This is a genomic window from Vibrio sp. 10N.261.54.A5 (assembly GCF_041471145.1).
Lineage (GTDB): Bacteria > Pseudomonadota > Gammaproteobacteria > Enterobacterales > Vibrionaceae > Vibrio > Vibrio crassostreae_C.
The window spans coordinates 1-16932 of sequence record NZ_JBFRNU010000053.1; the positions used below are offsets into that span (position 1 = coordinate 1).

Consider the following 16932-nt stretch of genomic DNA (forward strand, 5'->3'; position numbering starts at 1 on the left):
GTGTGCTCGCGCCCTGCTGTTGCGTTTGAATGAGAACCTGTTTGAAGAGTGAATACTCGGTTATCGTTACTGTTCATTAGATCGATATCAACATCATTTCTATCACCACCACCAACATCTGTATTGACGATAGTTTCTACGTAGTTTCCGTCACCCCAGATGTCGATAGCAACATCGTTTCTATCAACACTGCCGTTACTAAACTCAGTGTAAGTGGTATTAGAGTTACCGTTGATGTACACGTCAGCTTCGTTTCGGTCAGCACCACCTTTCGCTTTCACTACCGAAATGTTGTCATCACCCATCTGAGTAACTCGTAGGTCATTATTTCGACCGGCACCTTGTACTTTAACTCTGGCTTGGTTACGTAAACCATCTTGATCTATGAGTGCGTTGTTTCTTTTGTAACGTAATTTCACGTGAGCTTCATTGAGATTACCACTTTGTTCAACAACTACGTCCGATTTATAACTCGCGTGGGTATCAACGAGTGCTACGTGACCATCTGTTACACCTGATGTGTTTTGGTTAATAGTTACATTAGCCATGTCACCGCTACCCATTTGCCACACTGCAGTATTGTCCATAGCTAACGGCTCTATTGCTGCTACTTTCCCTTTAATACCAAGATCAGTTGTGCCCTCTTTCACACCTATTGCTGGCTCTGGTGCAGGATAGGGTGCAGGAAGTGGATCTGCTTGAGCTGCATTAAAACCAATGATGGCACCGACTATAATTCCAATTTGTGTAAGTTTCATAAGTTGTATCCTTATACATTTCCATGTCGACTATGTATCACTTCAAATGAAGTGACCTTGAATCAAGCTATCCATACTGCGCGCTAATTTGCTTGATTGATGTAGATTCTCATCGAGCTCGACGCATTGACTATCGCGAAGTCGTGCCCATCTTGAGAAATTCCTAAGTTGTCTCCTCCAGACCCAGCCATAAATGCCGTATTATGGTTGCCTTTTTGGTCAATACTTAATTGACTCCCTTGCCCTGAGAAGTTCGCTTGTCCTATTACCGCTAAATTGTGGTTTCCGTCTTGGGAAATCAGCGCTTCGCTATTTCCGCCAAGTTGCCCAATTGCAGCGGTATTGTTCGATCCATCTTGATTGATATACGCAACATTATTTCGTCCCACTTGTGTAATATTTGCTGAATTAGAGTGACCACTTTGTTTAATCTTCGCTCTATTATTCGCTCTATTATTCGCTTTAATTCCAGGACTATATTGAATAATCGTTGAGTTTGAATCAGAACTGTTTGTTATATCTATCTCTGAGTAGTTATCTAAGTCCCCAGATGAAATGTTATATAAGTCGCTATAGTCATTAATAATGTCCTGTTCGACATTATGTAAAAAATCCCCCTCAATACCAGAGGCTATAGCAACATTAAAACTACCTATTGATAAATATAAGCAAGTTAAGCTGGTAAGTGCTGCTGTCCGACTTATCTTTATCCTAAAGTGTCTGATGCGTGTTTATTCAACTAAATATATATTCCGTGTTGAACGCCGTGTAACTCACTAGCATGAGAACATCTTAGGTTTCTAGGTGAATATCATCTATAAACTTAAAGGTGAAAATATTTAATTGCATATGAGAAATTTAATTAGTAATTAACTTGTACAGCCCCTCCTTAGTTCATTAATTTCTCCCGGAGATTAAACCTAAAGTTTATATATGCCACTGTGAGCATGGATTAGGCTTTGTATAGATTCAACGAACCACATTCTCATTTTGTAAATGGACTTTGAATGGGAGCCCACATGAAAATCAAGCTGCTTACAATTACTCTATTTTCTTGCGCTGTTAGTGCAGGGGATACGAGTCATGGTCTTGAAAACGGTGCTCCCTTAGAAAATGGAACAAAACTTGAGGATTCGACAAATAACCTGAAGTAAAAGTTTAACGACTTTAGCGAAGTTGACGGGATCATAGTGGATAGAACAATTACGCGCTTAGGCGATGACTTCTACTTCTTCTTCTCGCAATCGCTCAACGAGAGTTATCCCAACCTTAAGGAAAATTTGACGGTAAAAGAGAGGCCAACGGCTTTATCTGGAAGCATCATAGAGGTTCAACACTCTAGAAAACCGATCTTCCGTACGGCGTTGTCCCCTGGTCGTAGACAAGCGAAAGAACGAGCTGCCGATGCCACTCGAGTTGTAGGGAATTACATTATCAGATGGCAAGCAGAGAGACTCTTTCAGGACACTTACGATCTAGACCATGATGAATTTTAAGGAGCCAAGGATGTCGATATTTTTCAGAAAGGCCGCGCTCATTGCGCTGATAGTTTCGCCTTCGGTTTACTCAAGCGAATTAGTTTATACGCCCGTAAATCCAAGTTTTGGCGGAAACGCTTTAAACAGTTCTCACCTTTTTAATCACGCTAATGCTATCAATGATTTTGAAGACCCTAATGCTAGGGATATTTTTGATGAACAAGAGTCTGCGTTAGATCGCCTAGCTTCGAGTTTAGAGTCCCGTTTAATTAGCCAATTGCTTGCTGACGTGGGTAATGGAAATACAGGGCAGTTAGAAACAGATGACTTTTTCCTCAATATTGTTGACGACTCCGGGACCTTACTCGTTCAAATCGTCGATAAAGCGACAGGGGAATCAACAGAAATCAGTGTTTCGGGACTAAACCCAGACCTCTAATCACAAGGATTGTGTTATGAAATCGATCATTATCGTCTTCTTGACCTTTGTGTTGGGAGGGTGCACTTACTCTATGCAAATTCCAGAGACTTCTGAAACGCCAAAGTTGATGCCGAGAGGATCGACTTATACGGACCTGATCTCATTACCTCAGCCTCGCGGTAAAATACTTGTTTCGGTTTATGATTTTAGAGATCAAACGGGACAGTATAAACCTCAGCCAAACAGTAACTTTTCGACAGCGGTACCACAGGGTGGAACGTCTTTACTGACCACGGCATTGATAGATTCCCAGTGGTTTGTTCCTCTAGAGCGTGAAGGGCTCCAGAACTTGTTGACGGAACGTAAGATCATTCGTGCTGCTCAGAAAAAAGACAAGGTAGTGAACAATCACGGAGCCGACTTAACATCGTTGAGCTCTGCGAATATCGTTATTGAAGGCGGTATTGTTGCTTATGACTCTAATATTGTTACAGGTGGGGCTGGTGCGAAGTATCTTGGCATTGGTGGCTCAGGGCAGTATAGAACCGATCAAGTGACAGTTAACTTAAGAACCGTTGATGTAAGAACAGGGCAAGTTCTGTTGAGTGTGACTACGACAAAAACCATTTCATCACATGAGATAGGATTCGGCGCATTCAGGTTTGTTGACTACAAAGAACTATTAGAAGTTGAAATGGGCTACAGCCAAAATGAACCCGTTAATATCGCTGTGATGTCAGCGATTGATGCTGCGGTAATACATCTTATTGTAAAAGGCATGAAGCGTGGAATGTGGTCGCCGGGCGATCCTAATGCACTACAAAATCCAATTATTGCTCGTTATTCCGAAGAGAGCGCCGACATATTGTAAGCAACCGAGTAAGCAGCAAAATAGGGCTATGCGGAAAACGGACCTTTCCCTTAGCCCTGTTTTTTTCTTCAAGCAACTCAATGATCAATTCACATCGCACGTAATATCTTTTATCGGTGTTTCCGAGGTAACAAAACAAACATACGCTTCCGCTGGCTTATTCGGGCCTATTCGAATGTAACCTGCCTTTATTTCATCTTCATCAAACGTCACCGAGTGAGAGCTTCCCGTTTGGTTGTCGTAAAAGTTTGCTTCAAAATTGTTGTTCATTTGGCTTGCGATACGGTTTCGTGTTGTAGATGTTGTGAACGTAATATTGGCGCAGCGCATCGGTGGTTTCTCTGTAATCAAAAACTGTCCGCTTTCTTTATCTAATACACCGCCTTTGGTATCCGGTTGTATGTCTATCGCCTGAAACTGTTCGATGGTGCATGTTTCTTTGGCTGAGGCTATTGAGGGCATCAGCATCGTGAGGGCTAAAGGGAAAGCAAAAAGTACTGGTTTCATTAGAACAGCGCCATAGGTAAAAAGAGCGAAAGATAATAGCACTGCAATGGTGCTATTAAATGTAAAGATTCTGTTATTAAGGAAATGCTTTTATAACGAAAACAAAATGAGGTTGAGCATCGTTAGCTTTTTTAGCTAGTCTCAAATTGACATTGGGCTGATTGGCTTTGTGATTGCTGAATGACACTGAAGCCTTTCTTTTCTAATAACTGTATAAGGTTACCTTCTCCAATTAGGTGCAAGGTACCAACTACTATCATGTAGTTCCCTTTAGTCTTAAGCTTCCAATCATTGGAGGATAGTTTGTTTGCCCAGTCTATGTTGCGATCGGTTAAGAATGCTTTCTCAAGTTCAGGCGACATCTCTGACAGTTCTGAGAAGGCTTCCAGCTTCGCTAAATCACCCGCTTTCCAGCTTTCAATCAGGCAATGAACCACGCGATCAGTTTGGTCAAATTCTTCAAGGCTACTGACTAACCACTCTTTACCGTCGTCCTTTTGTTTTGTCATCAGGTCTATTTGGAATTGCAGAGGCTCCAAACTGATAACCGGAACATCTTGGGTAGTCGCTTTGTTCGCTAGCGTCGCATCAACGCCGCTGGCGGAGCCATAACCAAGGTTTTTTAACTGCTGCATTTGTATGGAGAGAGAAGTTGCCCAAGGCGGTGAGCGAAGCAGTTGTTGCGTCGGCATGCCCAATGATTTTGATATGTCGGTTAATAATTGCAGCTGTTCTGTATTGAGTACATCGGCAGTCGTGAGTTTGTTGCGGGGATATACAACGCCATCAGACTTTCTGATATCCGTTTCGATAATTAAGCCATCACTGTTTTTTAGAGCGTCGGTGATCGCCGAAGGAAGGGGGTACATACTCTCGTCTCCAACGTGCACTGAACCTAAGATAGTGAGTGTCAGATCATCCTTTTGTGCTTGCCAATAAAGGGGCTCGGCGACCGCTTGCCTAGCTGAAAAAGCGAGAACGAATAAAACCATGTACCAGAGTGGACGCAAAGGGAGCTCCTTAAGGAAGTATTAAACTCGTTAAAATCGATTTTGACGGTGTTTTTTAACGGTTTTTTTTGAGAACAATGTCACGTTGTTTGTACGAAAAGTATAACAATACGCTGAAACTCTAAATCCTTTCTGACTACCAATGACACGATTTTATGAAATCGGTAAAAAAGATTGTGATTCATTTCTCAAATTTTACGTCAAAATTAAAATGACGGAAGTGCCGTTGCTTGTAACTTGATGATTTTATTTAAATTAAATTTATCAATATTTTTGAGATTTGAAGCCGATCACTTTATTAGCTCGATTTAATTCACGGTAAAAAATAAGCCCATATAGTTTATCTAACTTTCGAAGCGCTCCATTTTGCTTCTTACTCAATTTTTAATTTATGGGTGAATACGATGTTGAAGAGAAACTTACTATCTGTAGCGGTATTGGCTGGCCTAACAGGTTGTGCAGTAACGCAAGCACCAGAACAAAAAGTAGTGAATGCACTGGCTGATAATCTTGATGTTCAGTACGAAATTCTAACTAATCATGGTGCGAATGAAGGCTTGGCTTGTCAGGACCTAGGTGCTGAATGGGCGTCATGTAATAAAGTGAACATGACGCTAACCAATGACGGTGAAGCGATTGACTCTAAAGATTGGAGCATCTACTTCCACAGTATTCGTCTTATTTTAGATGTTGATAATGAGCAATTTAAGATCACTCGCGTTACTGGTGACCTTCACAAGCTAGAACCTACTGAAAAATTTGACGGCTTTGCGGCTGGTGAAGAAGTGGTTCTTCCGTTAACGAGTGAATACTGGCAACTGTTTGAAACTGACTTTATGCCAGGTGCATTCGTGACGGCGCCAAACGCAGAACCTAAGATGATTGCATCATTGAATACAGAAGATGTTGCATCGTTCGTAACTGGTCTAGAGGGTAATAACCTTAAGCGTACGCCTGATGATAATAACGTAATGGCGACAGCGGTGACGCGTTTTGAAAAGAATGCTGATCTAGCAACGCAAGACGTATCAACAACGCTTTTACCAACCCCAATGTCGGTAGAAGCCGGTGAAGGTTCAGTTAGCATTGCTGGTGGTATTGCCCTACCTAAAGACGCATTCGACGCTGAGCAATTCGCAGCAATTGAAGAACGTGCAGATGTGGTAAACGTAGATGTGAGTGGCGACCTACCTGTGAGTGTCGCTGTTGTTCCTACTCAGTTTACGGGTGATTTAGCGAAATCTGGCGCTTATGAACTAAGCATCTCGGAAGAGGGGATTGCAATTAAAGCGTTTGATAAAACGGGTGCTTTCTACGCAGTTCAGTCTATTTTTGGCCTAATAGATAGTCAGAACGCTGAATCATTACCACAACTGTCAATTAAAGATGCGCCGCGCTTTGATTATCGTGGTGTGATGGTGGACGTTGCTCGAAACTTCCACTCAAAAGATGCCATCCTAGCAACGCTAGATCAAATGGCGGCATACAAGATGAATAAACTGCACCTTCACCTAACGGATGATGAAGGTTGGCGTTTAGAAATTCCAGGTTTACCAGAGCTAACGGATGTAGGGTCTAATCGTTGTTTTGATTTGGATGAACAAAGCTGCTTACTGCCTCAGCTAGGTTCTGGTCCAACAACAGACAACTTTGGCTCTGGTTTCTTTAGTAAAGCGGATTACGTCGAGATCCTAAGCTACGCTAAAGCGCGCAGCATCGAAGTTATCCCTGAAATTGATATGCCAGCACACGCTCGTTCAGCTGTGGTATCAATGGAAGCGCGTTACACTCGTCTCATGGCGGAAGGCAAAGAAGCAGAAGCGAACGAATACCGCTTGATGGATCCGCAAGATACATCGAATGTAACCACGGTTCAGTTCTACGATAAGCAAAGCTTCATTAACCCATGTATGGAGTCATCAACTCACTTCGTCGATAAAGTAATCTCTGAAGTGGCGGCAATGCACCAAGAAGCGGGCGTACCGCTAACGACTTGGCACTTCGGCGGCGATGAAGCGAAAAACATCAAGTTAGGCGCAGGCTTACAAGATATTAATGCAGAAGATAAAGTGGCTTGGAAAGGCAACATCGATTTGTCTAAGCAAGATAAGCCGTTCCAACAATCACCACAATGTCAGTCATTGATCGCTGATGGTACTGTAAGCGATTTCGGTCATCTACCAAGCCACTTCGCAGAACAGGTTTCTAAGATTGTTGCTGAGAAGGGTATTCCCCACTTCCAAGCATGGCAAGATGGTCTGAAATACAGCGAAGGCGAGGAAGCATTTGCGACCGAAAGTACACGCGTGAACTTCTGGGACGTTCTTTACTGGGGCGGAACTTCATCAGTATACGATTGGTCAGCAAAAGGGTATGACGTGATTGTCTCTAACCCAGACTACGTATACATGGATATGCCATACGAAGTTGATGCAGCTGAGCGTGGTTACTACTGGGCAACACGTGCAACCGATACTCGTAAGATGTTTGGCTTCGCACCAGAAAACATGCCACAAAACGCAGAAACATCATTAGACCGTGATGGCAATGGTTTTACTGGTAAAGGTGAAATCGAAGCGAAACCTTTCTACGGTCTATCAGCACAGCTTTGGTCTGAGACAGTACGTAACGACGAGCAATACGAGTACATGGTATTCCCTCGCGTACTAGCAGCCGCTGAGCGTGCATGGCACCGTGCTGATTGGGAAAACGACTACAAAGTGGGTGTTGAATACTCTCAAGAAACTAACTTAGTGAATAAGCAAGCGTTGAACAGCGACTTTAATCGCTTCGCGAATATTCTTGGTCAACGTGAGCTAGCTAAGCTAGAAAAAGCGGGTATTGATTACCGACTACCAGTTCCAGGTGCGAAGGTTGTTGACGGTAAGCTAGCGATGAACGTTCAATTCCCAGGTGTAGAGCTGCAATACTCTGCTGATGGCGAAAACTGGCTAACATACGATGAGCAACAACGTCCATCAGTTTCTGGTGAGACTTACATCCGCTCTATTTCAGAAAGTGGTGAGAAAGTAAGTCGAGTGACCTCAGTTAAATAATCGATAAGCACTATTAGTAGAAGAGCTCCTGACCTTTATCTTATTCAAGATAAAACGGGAGCTCTTTTTGTTTACTGCGAATTAGGTGCATATCCAAAACTGAAACATATAGAAATCGCCTTTGGTCATATCATCAACAATGCACACAAGGTGACTTTAATCCCAAAAGTGACGCGCTTCTCATTATTCTCTTCAAAAAATAAGCCCCCTGTAAAAAACTCTAAATCAGATGTGATTCAACTATCTAGATCTAATTTTTCTTCGTGAAATAACGTGATCCCGATCTGTATATTTTTCCATCTTAAGTTTTTTATCAATTTTTATGTTTTTAAGTTGTTGATTTTAAAGTTTTAAATAACTTGTCTTTTTTTGATAGTGAGAGGGATCACTCTGCTGTCCCTTTTATTTTTAAACGCGAATTAATTCGAGCAACATAGATTTCATGCCAGGGAGGCTACCAACTACTCAAGCGGTGAAGGTGAATGATGTACCGAAGATGTGCCGCTGAAAAAATTAAACTAAGGCAGTTTACTATGAAAAAAATTATCGCTCTAAGTGCTCTTTCTCTTGCTTTCGCTTCTAGTGCTTTTGCTGGTTCTTCTTACGTAACGGGTAACATCCAAATTCATGACGATGGCCGTATCCACGGTTCTGACATGACTTCTACGCTAGAAGCTGGTCACACGTTTGACAACTCTCTAGGCGGCTTCACGGTTTATTCTGAGTTTGATGGTATCCAACTGGGCAAACTTGAATCTGAAAATGGCGGCGCAGGTAATACTACTCCTGGTATCACTGTAGGTGGTGAGCAATCTTTCAATATCACTGACAACCTATGGGTTGCTGCGGGTTACCAACATCTATTCTCTGCGGGTGAAAGCATTCAGTTCCGTCCATTAGTTAAGATCGGTTACAACTTCGACAACGGTATCTCTATTAGCAACCGTACTCGTGCACACATTGATGATACTTCTGCTAACGCTGACACAGACTACCGCATGGATAACCGCATTGCTTACACAGTGAATGCTGACCTAGCGCTTAGCTACAACAACGTATACATGATTGATGCTGAAGCGATGGACCACGAGTTACGTGCAACATGGACTCGTCAAGGTGTTCAACCTTACTTTGAATTCCGTAGCCAAGCTAACGGCGTAGACTTCGCGAACGGCGATTCTAAGCAGAACAACGCATTCGTATTCGGTGCTTCTTACGGCTTCTAAGCTGATTCGCTTGGTTGCTTAGTCTATTAGATTATTAGCCGAGTGAGCTTCTTCGCTAAATAGCTTGCTAGCTAATTAGCGAGGGGAACATAGCGGTACTAACAGCCCGGTTGGTGCCGCGACAAGATTTGCTTTACTGTCCAAAAGCAAAGAGCCTAGCAAGTAAACCACAGTCTTGGGTTTACTGAATGCTAGGCTCTATTTTTATGACTTCTTTTTATTGCTGTGTGTTGGTCTGTTTAGGTTCTATTTTCCGTTGTAGTGACGGTATTCAAACACCTGACCTTTTTCATTAAACGCATACACAGAATACTCGTTCTTCTTATCGCCATACTCCATGCCTGGCGAACCCATTGGCATACCCGGAACCGCTAAACCAATCGCATTACGTGGTGGGTTTTCTAGAAAGGCTTTAATGTCATCTGCTGGAATGTGTCCTTCAAATACGTAACCGTCGATCTCTGCAGTGTGGCAAGAGGCTAACTCCTGTGTTACCCCTAGCTTCTGCTTGATTGGGTTCATATCATCGTGGAGCTTCTCAGTAACATCGAACCCAGCATCTCGCATATGTTCTGTCCATTCTGTGCAGCAGCCGCAGTATGGAGATTTGTGGTTTAGAACATCAGTAGCTAAAGCTTGTCCTGAGATTGCAGCGAGTGCAGTAAGAGTCATAATTTTACGAATCATGGTTAACCTCATGAATATGGTTTTTGTTGATATTAGAATGAGTGGGTTTGAACAGTCTTAATCTGTTGGCATTGCTGACTACGGTGATTGATGACATCGCCATCGCAGCGCCTGCAACGACAGGGCTAAGTAAAAATCCAAAGAATGGGTAGAGCACACCAGCCGCAATTGGAATACCAAGTGAATTATAGATAAAGGCACCAAACAGGTTTTGCTTCATGTTTCTCACGGTCGCTTGGGAAAGCTCAATCGCGTTACTGACAGACAGTGGCGACGAGTTGAGTAGTGTCATTTGCGCACTTTCAATCGCCACATCGCTGCCGCTACCCATTGCTATGCCTATATCTGCTTGAGCAAGTGCAGGCGCGTCGTTAATACCGTCTCCGACCATGGCAACACTCTTATATTGCTGTTGCAGCTGAACAATGTGTTGAGCTTTCTGCTCTGGAAGCACTTCTGAAATCACTTCGTCGATACCGACGTTTTTACCTATCGCTTGAGCTACAGAGTCGTTGTCGCCCGTTAATAGCACAGTGTGAATTCCGGCGGATTTTAGTTGAGCTATCGCCTGTTTGCTATCTATTTTTAACACGTCTGAAATGCCCAATATGCCTTCCAGTTTTTGGTCAATCGCAATGAAAATAGGCGTCCACGCTTGCGAGCGGCAAAGCTCGATGAAATCCGCGCCAACCTCTGTATTGATACCTAATTGGGTGAGGTACTTAAGCGAGCCAACTTGCACTTTCTTGCCGTTAATTGTTGCTTGAACCCCAAGCCCTCGTTGGTTTTCAAATTCGCTGTGTGGGAGTACTGAAACTTCCAAGCTCTCTGCATATTGGCAAACGGCTTTGGCAAGTGGGTGCTCAGATCCTACTTCTACTGAATAAGCACAAGCCAGTAATTCTTGTTCTGATAAATCGCCATAAAAGGCTTGCTGAACGGTTGGCTTACCTTGGGTTAGGGTGCCTGTTTTATCAAACACGACAGCATCAATTTTGCTTGCAGATTGCAACACATCGGCGTCTTTGATTAGAACGCCAAACTCAGCGGCTTTGCCAACGCCGACAGTAATTGAAAGTGGTGTCGCAAGGCCTAAGGCACATGGACAAGCGATGATCAGCACGGTAGTCGATACCACAAGCATGTAGCTTGCACTGGGTTGCGGGCCGACCAAAAACCAAACTAAGGCAGCAGTTGCTGCGATCGCGACCACAACCGGAACAAAAACGGCTGAGATAGAGTCGGCAAGCTTGGCGATTGCTGGTTTACTGCTTTGCGCTTGGCGAACCATTTGAATGATGCGTGCCAACATAGTGCTTGAGCCAATTCCTGTCGCTTCAATAACTAAGCTGCCATCACCATTGATAGTGCCCGCTGAAACGCCATCACTCATCGATTTAACGTTGGGAAGTGGTTCACCGGTCAACATGGATTCATCGATGTAAGACTCACCCGATACCACAACACCATCAACTGGCACTTTCTCACCCGGTTTGACGCGTACTTGCATGCCTACTTGGATAGCTTCTACAGCAATAGTTTGTTCTTTGCCATCGACAATCACCACCGCTTTTTGAGGTTGTAGGTTAATCAAAGCTTGTAGTGATTTTGTGGTGCGAGCTTTGGCTTTGGCTTCAATGTAGTGGCCCAAAGAAATTAGACCAACGATCATCGCACTCGCCTCAAAGTAGACATGGCGAGAGGCCTCAGGGAACCATGACGGAATCAACACAACTAGCATGGAGTAGAACCATGCTGCGCCTGTACCCAAAGCAACTAACGTATCCATGGTCGCGCGCTTGTGCATCAGTGATTGCCAAGCATTGGTGAAGAAGCTACGACCTGAAGTGGCTAGCAGTACCAAACAGACGACACCGATTAAGCCCCAAGCCAATTGGTCGTTAAATGTAGCAATAGTCATGCTGCCACCAAACAGACCCCACGCCATCAGCGGAGCACCGATAAGCAGCGCGCTTACCGAATTTTTTAGGAAAGCTTTTTGGGTACGAAGTTGTTGTTCTTGCTGTTTTTGTTGTTGAGTCGCCGCGTCATCAACGAACTCTGCACCATAACCTGCGGTTTTTACGGATTCTATTAGCGCGCTTTCGATGACGTCTCGTGTTTTAGAGGTGAAAACTAAGGCTGTCTGTTCTGCGAGATTGATCTGAGCTTGGTCGACAAACTCATTCTTTTTCAGTGCTTTCTCTACCGAAGAAACACAACTCGCACACGTCATTCCCTCAAGAACAAGGTGATAGGTATATTGGCTAGCAGCAGGTTTATCTTGTGTCGGCTCCACTGGCGCTGTTTTTTTATCGTATTCTGAATCTGAATTAGATAAAGGCTCATTAACTTCTGAGTAGGAAGCCGCGTGGTAACCCAGGCTTTCGACCAGCTTAATCACCTCAGACTCAGAAAGCAGAGTAACCAGTGATAATTCCTGTTTGCTGACTTCTAGGTTTAAGGCTTGCTCAGTTTGTTCAAGCGCTTTAGTCAGTTTGCTCACACACTTGCCGCAACTCAGACCGGATAGCGAAAGGTGCAGCTGATTACCCATAGAATAGCCAAGCGTTGCTAACTGTTCGTTGAGCTGAATGTAACTAAATGGAGTCGAAATATCGATGTAGGTCGGCGATATGTCATTAATCATCGTGCTGTCGAGATCGCTAAACAGTGTGCGAACTTTCTTCGCGCAACCCATGCAATTTAGGCCGTTGAGCGCCGTTGTGTAGTAGTTCATATCGATACTCCAATTCTCATCTACGCCTAACATAAACCTTCCCGTAAGGGTAAGGTCAAACATAAATTCAAGAATTTGATCTTGGTGGAGTGCTAGCTGGTGGTTTCAGTTTGGAATGGAAGAGGGAAATTAAGAATGTGCGGCTATAATCTACTTGCTAAGACTATCTATTTACGACTTTAAGGGCGTAATTGGCCTTTCAATAACGGCTTTCGTACAACAACAGCGCATTAATCATTCACTACTGATTGTAGATTTAAGCGGTGGTGATAAAATAGCGCCCAAAATTTAGTGATGTTTGACTATTGCAGGCCTTGTAATGGCGAGCACTAAAAGAATCACCTACATAATCAAGGTATTTAAATGACGGTTAAAACTCGTTTTGCTCCTAGCCCAACTGGCTATCTTCACGTTGGTGGTGCACGTACTGCACTTTACTCTTGGCTATTCGCTAAGAACCAAGGTGGTGAATTCGTTCTACGTATCGAAGACACGGACCTTGAGCGTAACTCTCAAGAAGCGGTTGATGCAATTCTAGAAGGCATGCAATGGATGGGTATGGAATGGGATGAAGGTCCTTACTACCAATCTAAGCGTTTTGACCGTTACAACGAAATGGTTGATAAGCTACTTGCTGAAGACAAAGCATACAAATGCTACGCGTCTAAAGAACTGCTTGATGAAATTCGTGCAGAGCAAGAAGAAAACAAAGAGATGGCTCGTTACGATGCTAACCACCCTAAAATTGTTGCAGCAAACGAAGCAGCAAAAGAAGGTGATGCATGCGTTATCCGTTTCCGTAACCCTAAAGAAGGCAGCGTAGTATTTGATGACCAAATCCGTGGTCGCATTGAAATCGCGAACAGCCAACTTGATGACCTAATCATTCGTCGTACAGACGGTGCACCAACATACAACTTCGTAGTTGTAGTGGATGACTGGGATATGGGTATTACACACGTTGTTCGTGGTGAAGACCACATCAACAACACACCTCGTCAAATCAACATCTATGAAGCACTAGGCGCGCCAGTTCCAACTTTCGCTCACTGTGCAATGATTCTTGGTGATGACGGTGCGAAACTTTCTAAGCGTCACGGTGCTGTTTCTGTAATGCAATACCGCGACGAAGGTTACCTACCAAATGCACTAAACAACTACCTAGTTCGTTTAGGCTGGTCTCACGGTGACCAAGAGATCTTCTCTCAAGAAGAGATGATTGAATTCTTCAGCCTGAAGGCTATCAGCAAGTCTGCTTCTGCATTCAACACTGATAAGCTACTTTGGTTGAACAACCACTACATCAAGACTTCTGAGCCTGAGTACGTTGCTAAATACCTGCAATGGCACCTAGACGCACAGAAGATCGATACAACAAATGGCCCAGCTATCACTGAAGTGATCAAGCTAGTTGGCGAGCGTTGTAACACGCTTATCGAACTTGCTGAGCAATCTCGTTACTTCTACGAAGATTTCTCTGAGTTTGAAGCTGGTGCAGCGAAGAAGCACCTACGTGGTGTTGCTAAAGGCCCACTAGAGCTTGCTCTTGCTAAGGTTGAAGCACTTGAAGATTTCACTACTGCAAACATCAAAGATGGTGTAATTGCAGCTGTATGTGAAGAGCTAGAGATCGGCATGGGTAAAATCGGTATGCCACTTCGTGTAGCAGTAACAGGCGGTGGTCAGTCTCCTTCTGTTGATGCTGTGATGGAGCTTGTTGGTAAAGAGCGCGTAATCGCTCGTATCAAGATGGCTCTTGAGTTCATCGCTGAGCGTGAAGCTAACGCTTAATCCTATTTCTCTTGTTTGAGATAGAATGTACTTGAGATAGAACGATCATCAGCCGACAGCTTAATTCGCTGTCGGCTTTTTATTGTTTAATGAAAATACGGTCAACGTATTTTAGGACGAGACAGTTATAGCAAGTCTTGAGCTTTTGCTAAAACACTGAGTTTTGGGAATATATTTTGGCAGCTGTGCTGGTGGTTCATCGGGTTCATATCTGCAATCGCATCTTCGACAATCACCACGTTATAACCCAGTTCAAATGCTTGTCTAGCCGTTGATTCGACCCCAATACTTGTTGCTACCCCGGTCAGATAAATATCCGTAATACCTTGCTCACAAAGCTGCTTCTGCAAATCTGTGTTGGTAAATGCACCCCAGGAATATTTGGTTAGATAGCGATAATTAGGGTTTAGGCGCAGGCTTTCGATGACCTCTCCCCATACGATCTTTGATGCGTCAGGCTGAGCCGCTTTATTTTGCAGTTCCGTTCGGCCTTGTGGACGACCGGCTACATTAACAATAATTACGGGTAAATCAGCATCATCAAATGCATCGCAGAGAGCAAGGCTATTCTCTATGATCGGTCGGGACACGGTTTCCGGTAATTGATCAACGATACCTTGTTGCAGGTCGATAACGACAAGCGCAGAGCATTTACTCATTTTCATTACTTTATGCCTTAGTGGTCTTTGTGTGAGGTTATAGTGGTTAACTTTTACGGTGTATTAAGCGGGTGTAAAAGCGGATGAAAGCCAGTGCAACCATCATATAAATGAGTAGGTTCAAAGGGGTAGTGACGTCATAAACAGGCACAAGTTGCGTTGCGCTCATGGTAATCATTACTAATAGGTTGCCCCCGAGAACTCGATAGACCATCCACTGATTACCAGCGAACAGGCGATACACCGTAAAGACATTAACAAAGTAAAATGCCATTAATTGCCATACTTCGGTCATCGAAGGTAACAGCAGAACATACTGAATGAGGAACAGTGACCCAAAGGCTAAGTAGCCAATGGTCCAGTGCTTTATCATTTGCCTAGGCATGTTGCTTAATATCAAGGCGCAAATGGCACTGTTAATGATGAACAGACTTCCCGATGATATTGGTAGATATATCCAGACTAGAATTGCTGAGATGAAGCTCATTGTGCCGACTAACGTATTGCTTAATCGTTGCTGGCTGTTGTCAAGTAATCGGGCAAATAAGCGCTTTTTCTTAAAGTTACCCTGGTAGAATTGTTTGACTGTCTCTGGAAAAGGGGGCTTGTAATCGACATTAACCGATGATGCTTCAATAAAAGCCATAGCCTGGTTAAGTATCGAAAAATCATTGTGATCAACCCCTTGATCATGGGCGTTTTGCAGTAACTGTTTGGCAACCCAGATTGCTTGAGTTTGCTGTTGATGCTTCCACTGCTTTCTGGCAGGCATACGGCCATGCAAATCGGGCAGGCGCATCAGATCGTTCAGCGCTTTGAAGGTCGGGCTTTCAATATTTAACTCGCAGCTCGTGTGTAACTGGAAACGCTGCGCTGAGTCATTGTAAGCGAGTGAATGAATGAGGGGAGACATCGCCTCTAAAACAACACTGACTTCGTTGTTAAAGCGTGTGTCATCATCCTCAGGCCAAACCACGCTATAGATGGTCGTATAGACCACGAAGCCAAGCAGGGTTTCTTGCAGCCTTAGTACCGCAATATTAAATGTAGCTACACCATCAAAGCTGCCAGATATCGCCAGCAGGATGCAGACAATAAATGCCGTAATGTAAGCATAGCCGATGACCGGATCGGAACCCATGTATATACAAATTGCGAGTAACAGTGCGATGTTTGCTAAAAAATAATATCGATCTTGCCCAAAAACAGCGATTAACCAAAGCCCGACAAACGCGCCACAAAGCGTCCCCAACAATCTGAGAATGCCTTTTTTCTTGCCAGCAGTAATAGTATCAGTGATGGCCAATATATTGACCACGATAGCCGCCCAGTAAGGCTTCTCAAGGTTAAAATACAACGCAAGGTAGATAGCTAAACAAAATGCTAGGGCAACCTTTATGGCATTCTTGGCTGGAGTGCTCAGTGACTTTATAATGAGTAGCATAGTGGGGTTTAGCGGCAGAGGGATCGAATACGAGGATATTGCCTGATCTTTTGGTCAGCCTAAACTCTAGTTTGAAGGCCTTGATCCATCAAATATAGCAACTCTATTGCATCGTTTAACATTCAGGGGGATGGGGGCGATCAGTCACTCTACTTATACGATATTGTTCGATGCTGATAATGATCGATAGATCTTCTAATAGTTAATAGCGATAGAACATCAGGTTTATCGTTCTTCTAAGCTGGCTAGTTGTTCCGATTATTTTAGGTTCATCGCGGCTTTCC

General features: G+C 43.7%; 13 protein-coding genes and 1 pseudogene. 6 read left to right on the forward strand and 8 right to left on the reverse strand.

Annotated features, from left to right (window positions below; all coding sequences use genetic code 11):
- A partial coding sequence (locus AB4329_RS16035) for a curlin (RefSeq protein WP_372138738.1) occupies positions 1-758 on the reverse strand: 758 nt, incomplete at its 3' end.
- Positions 759-841: 83 nt separating this feature from the next.
- Positions 842-1483, reverse strand: coding sequence for a curlin subunit CsgB (locus tag AB4329_RS16040; protein WP_372138743.1), 642 nt, complete (start codon positions 1481-1483; stop codon positions 842-844).
- A gap of 282 nt (positions 1484-1765) precedes the next feature.
- On the opposite strand from AB4329_RS16040, the pseudogene AB4329_RS16045 reads away from it, so the two are divergent.
- The 3 genes and pseudogenes from AB4329_RS16045 to AB4329_RS16055 all read left to right on the forward strand — a co-directional run bounded on the left by AB4329_RS16045 (position 1766) and on the right by AB4329_RS16055 (position 3528).
- Positions 1766-2254, forward strand: a pseudogene (locus AB4329_RS16045) (curli production assembly/transport protein CsgE).
- Between the two features lie 10 nt (positions 2255-2264).
- On the forward strand, positions 2265-2675 hold the full coding sequence (locus tag AB4329_RS16050; RefSeq protein ID WP_372102442.1) for a curli assembly protein CsgF: 411 nt from the start codon (positions 2265-2267) through the stop codon (positions 2673-2675).
- Between the two features lie 16 nt (positions 2676-2691).
- The gene (locus AB4329_RS16055; RefSeq protein ID WP_372138740.1) at positions 2692-3528 is read left to right on the forward strand and encodes a CsgG/HfaB family protein; all 837 of its coding nucleotides are present in this window, start codon (positions 2692-2694) and stop codon (positions 3526-3528) included.
- Between the two features lie 84 nt (positions 3529-3612).
- Here AB4329_RS16055 and AB4329_RS16060 read toward each other — a convergent pair whose 3' ends face one another.
- The gene (locus AB4329_RS16060; protein ID WP_102321503.1) at positions 3613-4035 is read right to left on the reverse strand and encodes a hypothetical protein; all 423 of its coding nucleotides are present in this window, start codon (positions 4033-4035) and stop codon (positions 3613-3615) included.
- A 131-nt stretch (positions 4036-4166) separates the two neighbouring features.
- Positions 4167-5045 (reverse strand): TraB/GumN family protein, encoded by an 879-nt coding sequence (locus tag AB4329_RS16065; RefSeq protein ID WP_029235194.1) that lies wholly within the window; start codon positions 5043-5045, stop codon positions 4167-4169.
- A gap of 404 nt (positions 5046-5449) precedes the next feature.
- Here AB4329_RS16065 and AB4329_RS16070 point away from each other — a divergent pair, with 404 nt between their 5' ends.
- Both AB4329_RS16070 and AB4329_RS16075 read left to right on the forward strand, forming a co-directional pair.
- Positions 5450-8101 (forward strand): beta-N-acetylhexosaminidase, encoded by a 2652-nt coding sequence (locus AB4329_RS16070; protein WP_017069022.1) that lies wholly within the window; start codon positions 5450-5452, stop codon positions 8099-8101.
- A 533-nt stretch (positions 8102-8634) separates the two neighbouring features.
- A complete protein-coding gene (locus tag AB4329_RS16075; RefSeq protein ID WP_017064150.1) occupies positions 8635-9327 on the forward strand; it encodes an oligogalacturonate-specific porin KdgM family protein in 693 nt (230 codons plus the stop codon).
- A gap of 246 nt (positions 9328-9573) precedes the next feature.
- On the opposite strand, the gene AB4329_RS16080 is transcribed toward AB4329_RS16075, so the two are convergent.
- Both AB4329_RS16080 and AB4329_RS16085 read right to left on the reverse strand, forming a co-directional pair.
- Positions 9574-10014, reverse strand: coding sequence for a DUF411 domain-containing protein (locus AB4329_RS16080; RefSeq protein ID WP_017066855.1), 441 nt, complete (start codon positions 10012-10014; stop codon positions 9574-9576).
- Positions 10004-12817, reverse strand: coding sequence for a copper-translocating P-type ATPase (locus tag AB4329_RS16085; RefSeq protein ID WP_372138741.1), 2814 nt, complete (start codon positions 12815-12817; stop codon positions 10004-10006). The genes AB4329_RS16080 and AB4329_RS16085 overlap by 11 nt, the downstream gene beginning before the upstream one ends.
- A 300-nt stretch (positions 12818-13117) precedes the next feature.
- Between AB4329_RS16085 and gltX the strand changes: the two genes are divergently transcribed.
- On the forward strand, positions 13118-14545 hold the full coding sequence (gltX, locus tag AB4329_RS16090) for a glutamate--tRNA ligase (RefSeq protein ID WP_017060534.1): 1428 nt from the start codon (positions 13118-13120) through the stop codon (positions 14543-14545).
- 125 nt (positions 14546-14670) lie between these two features.
- On the opposite strand, the gene AB4329_RS16095 is transcribed toward gltX, so the two are convergent.
- Entirely contained in the window at positions 14671-15210 is a 540-nt protein-coding gene (locus AB4329_RS16095) for an isochorismatase family cysteine hydrolase (protein ID WP_017060533.1), read from the reverse strand.
- Positions 15211-15250: 40 nt separating this feature from the next.
- Positions 15251-16648, reverse strand: coding sequence for an FUSC family protein (locus tag AB4329_RS16100; protein ID WP_017060532.1), 1398 nt, complete (start codon positions 16646-16648; stop codon positions 15251-15253).
- Positions 16649-16932 lie beyond the last annotated feature (284 nt).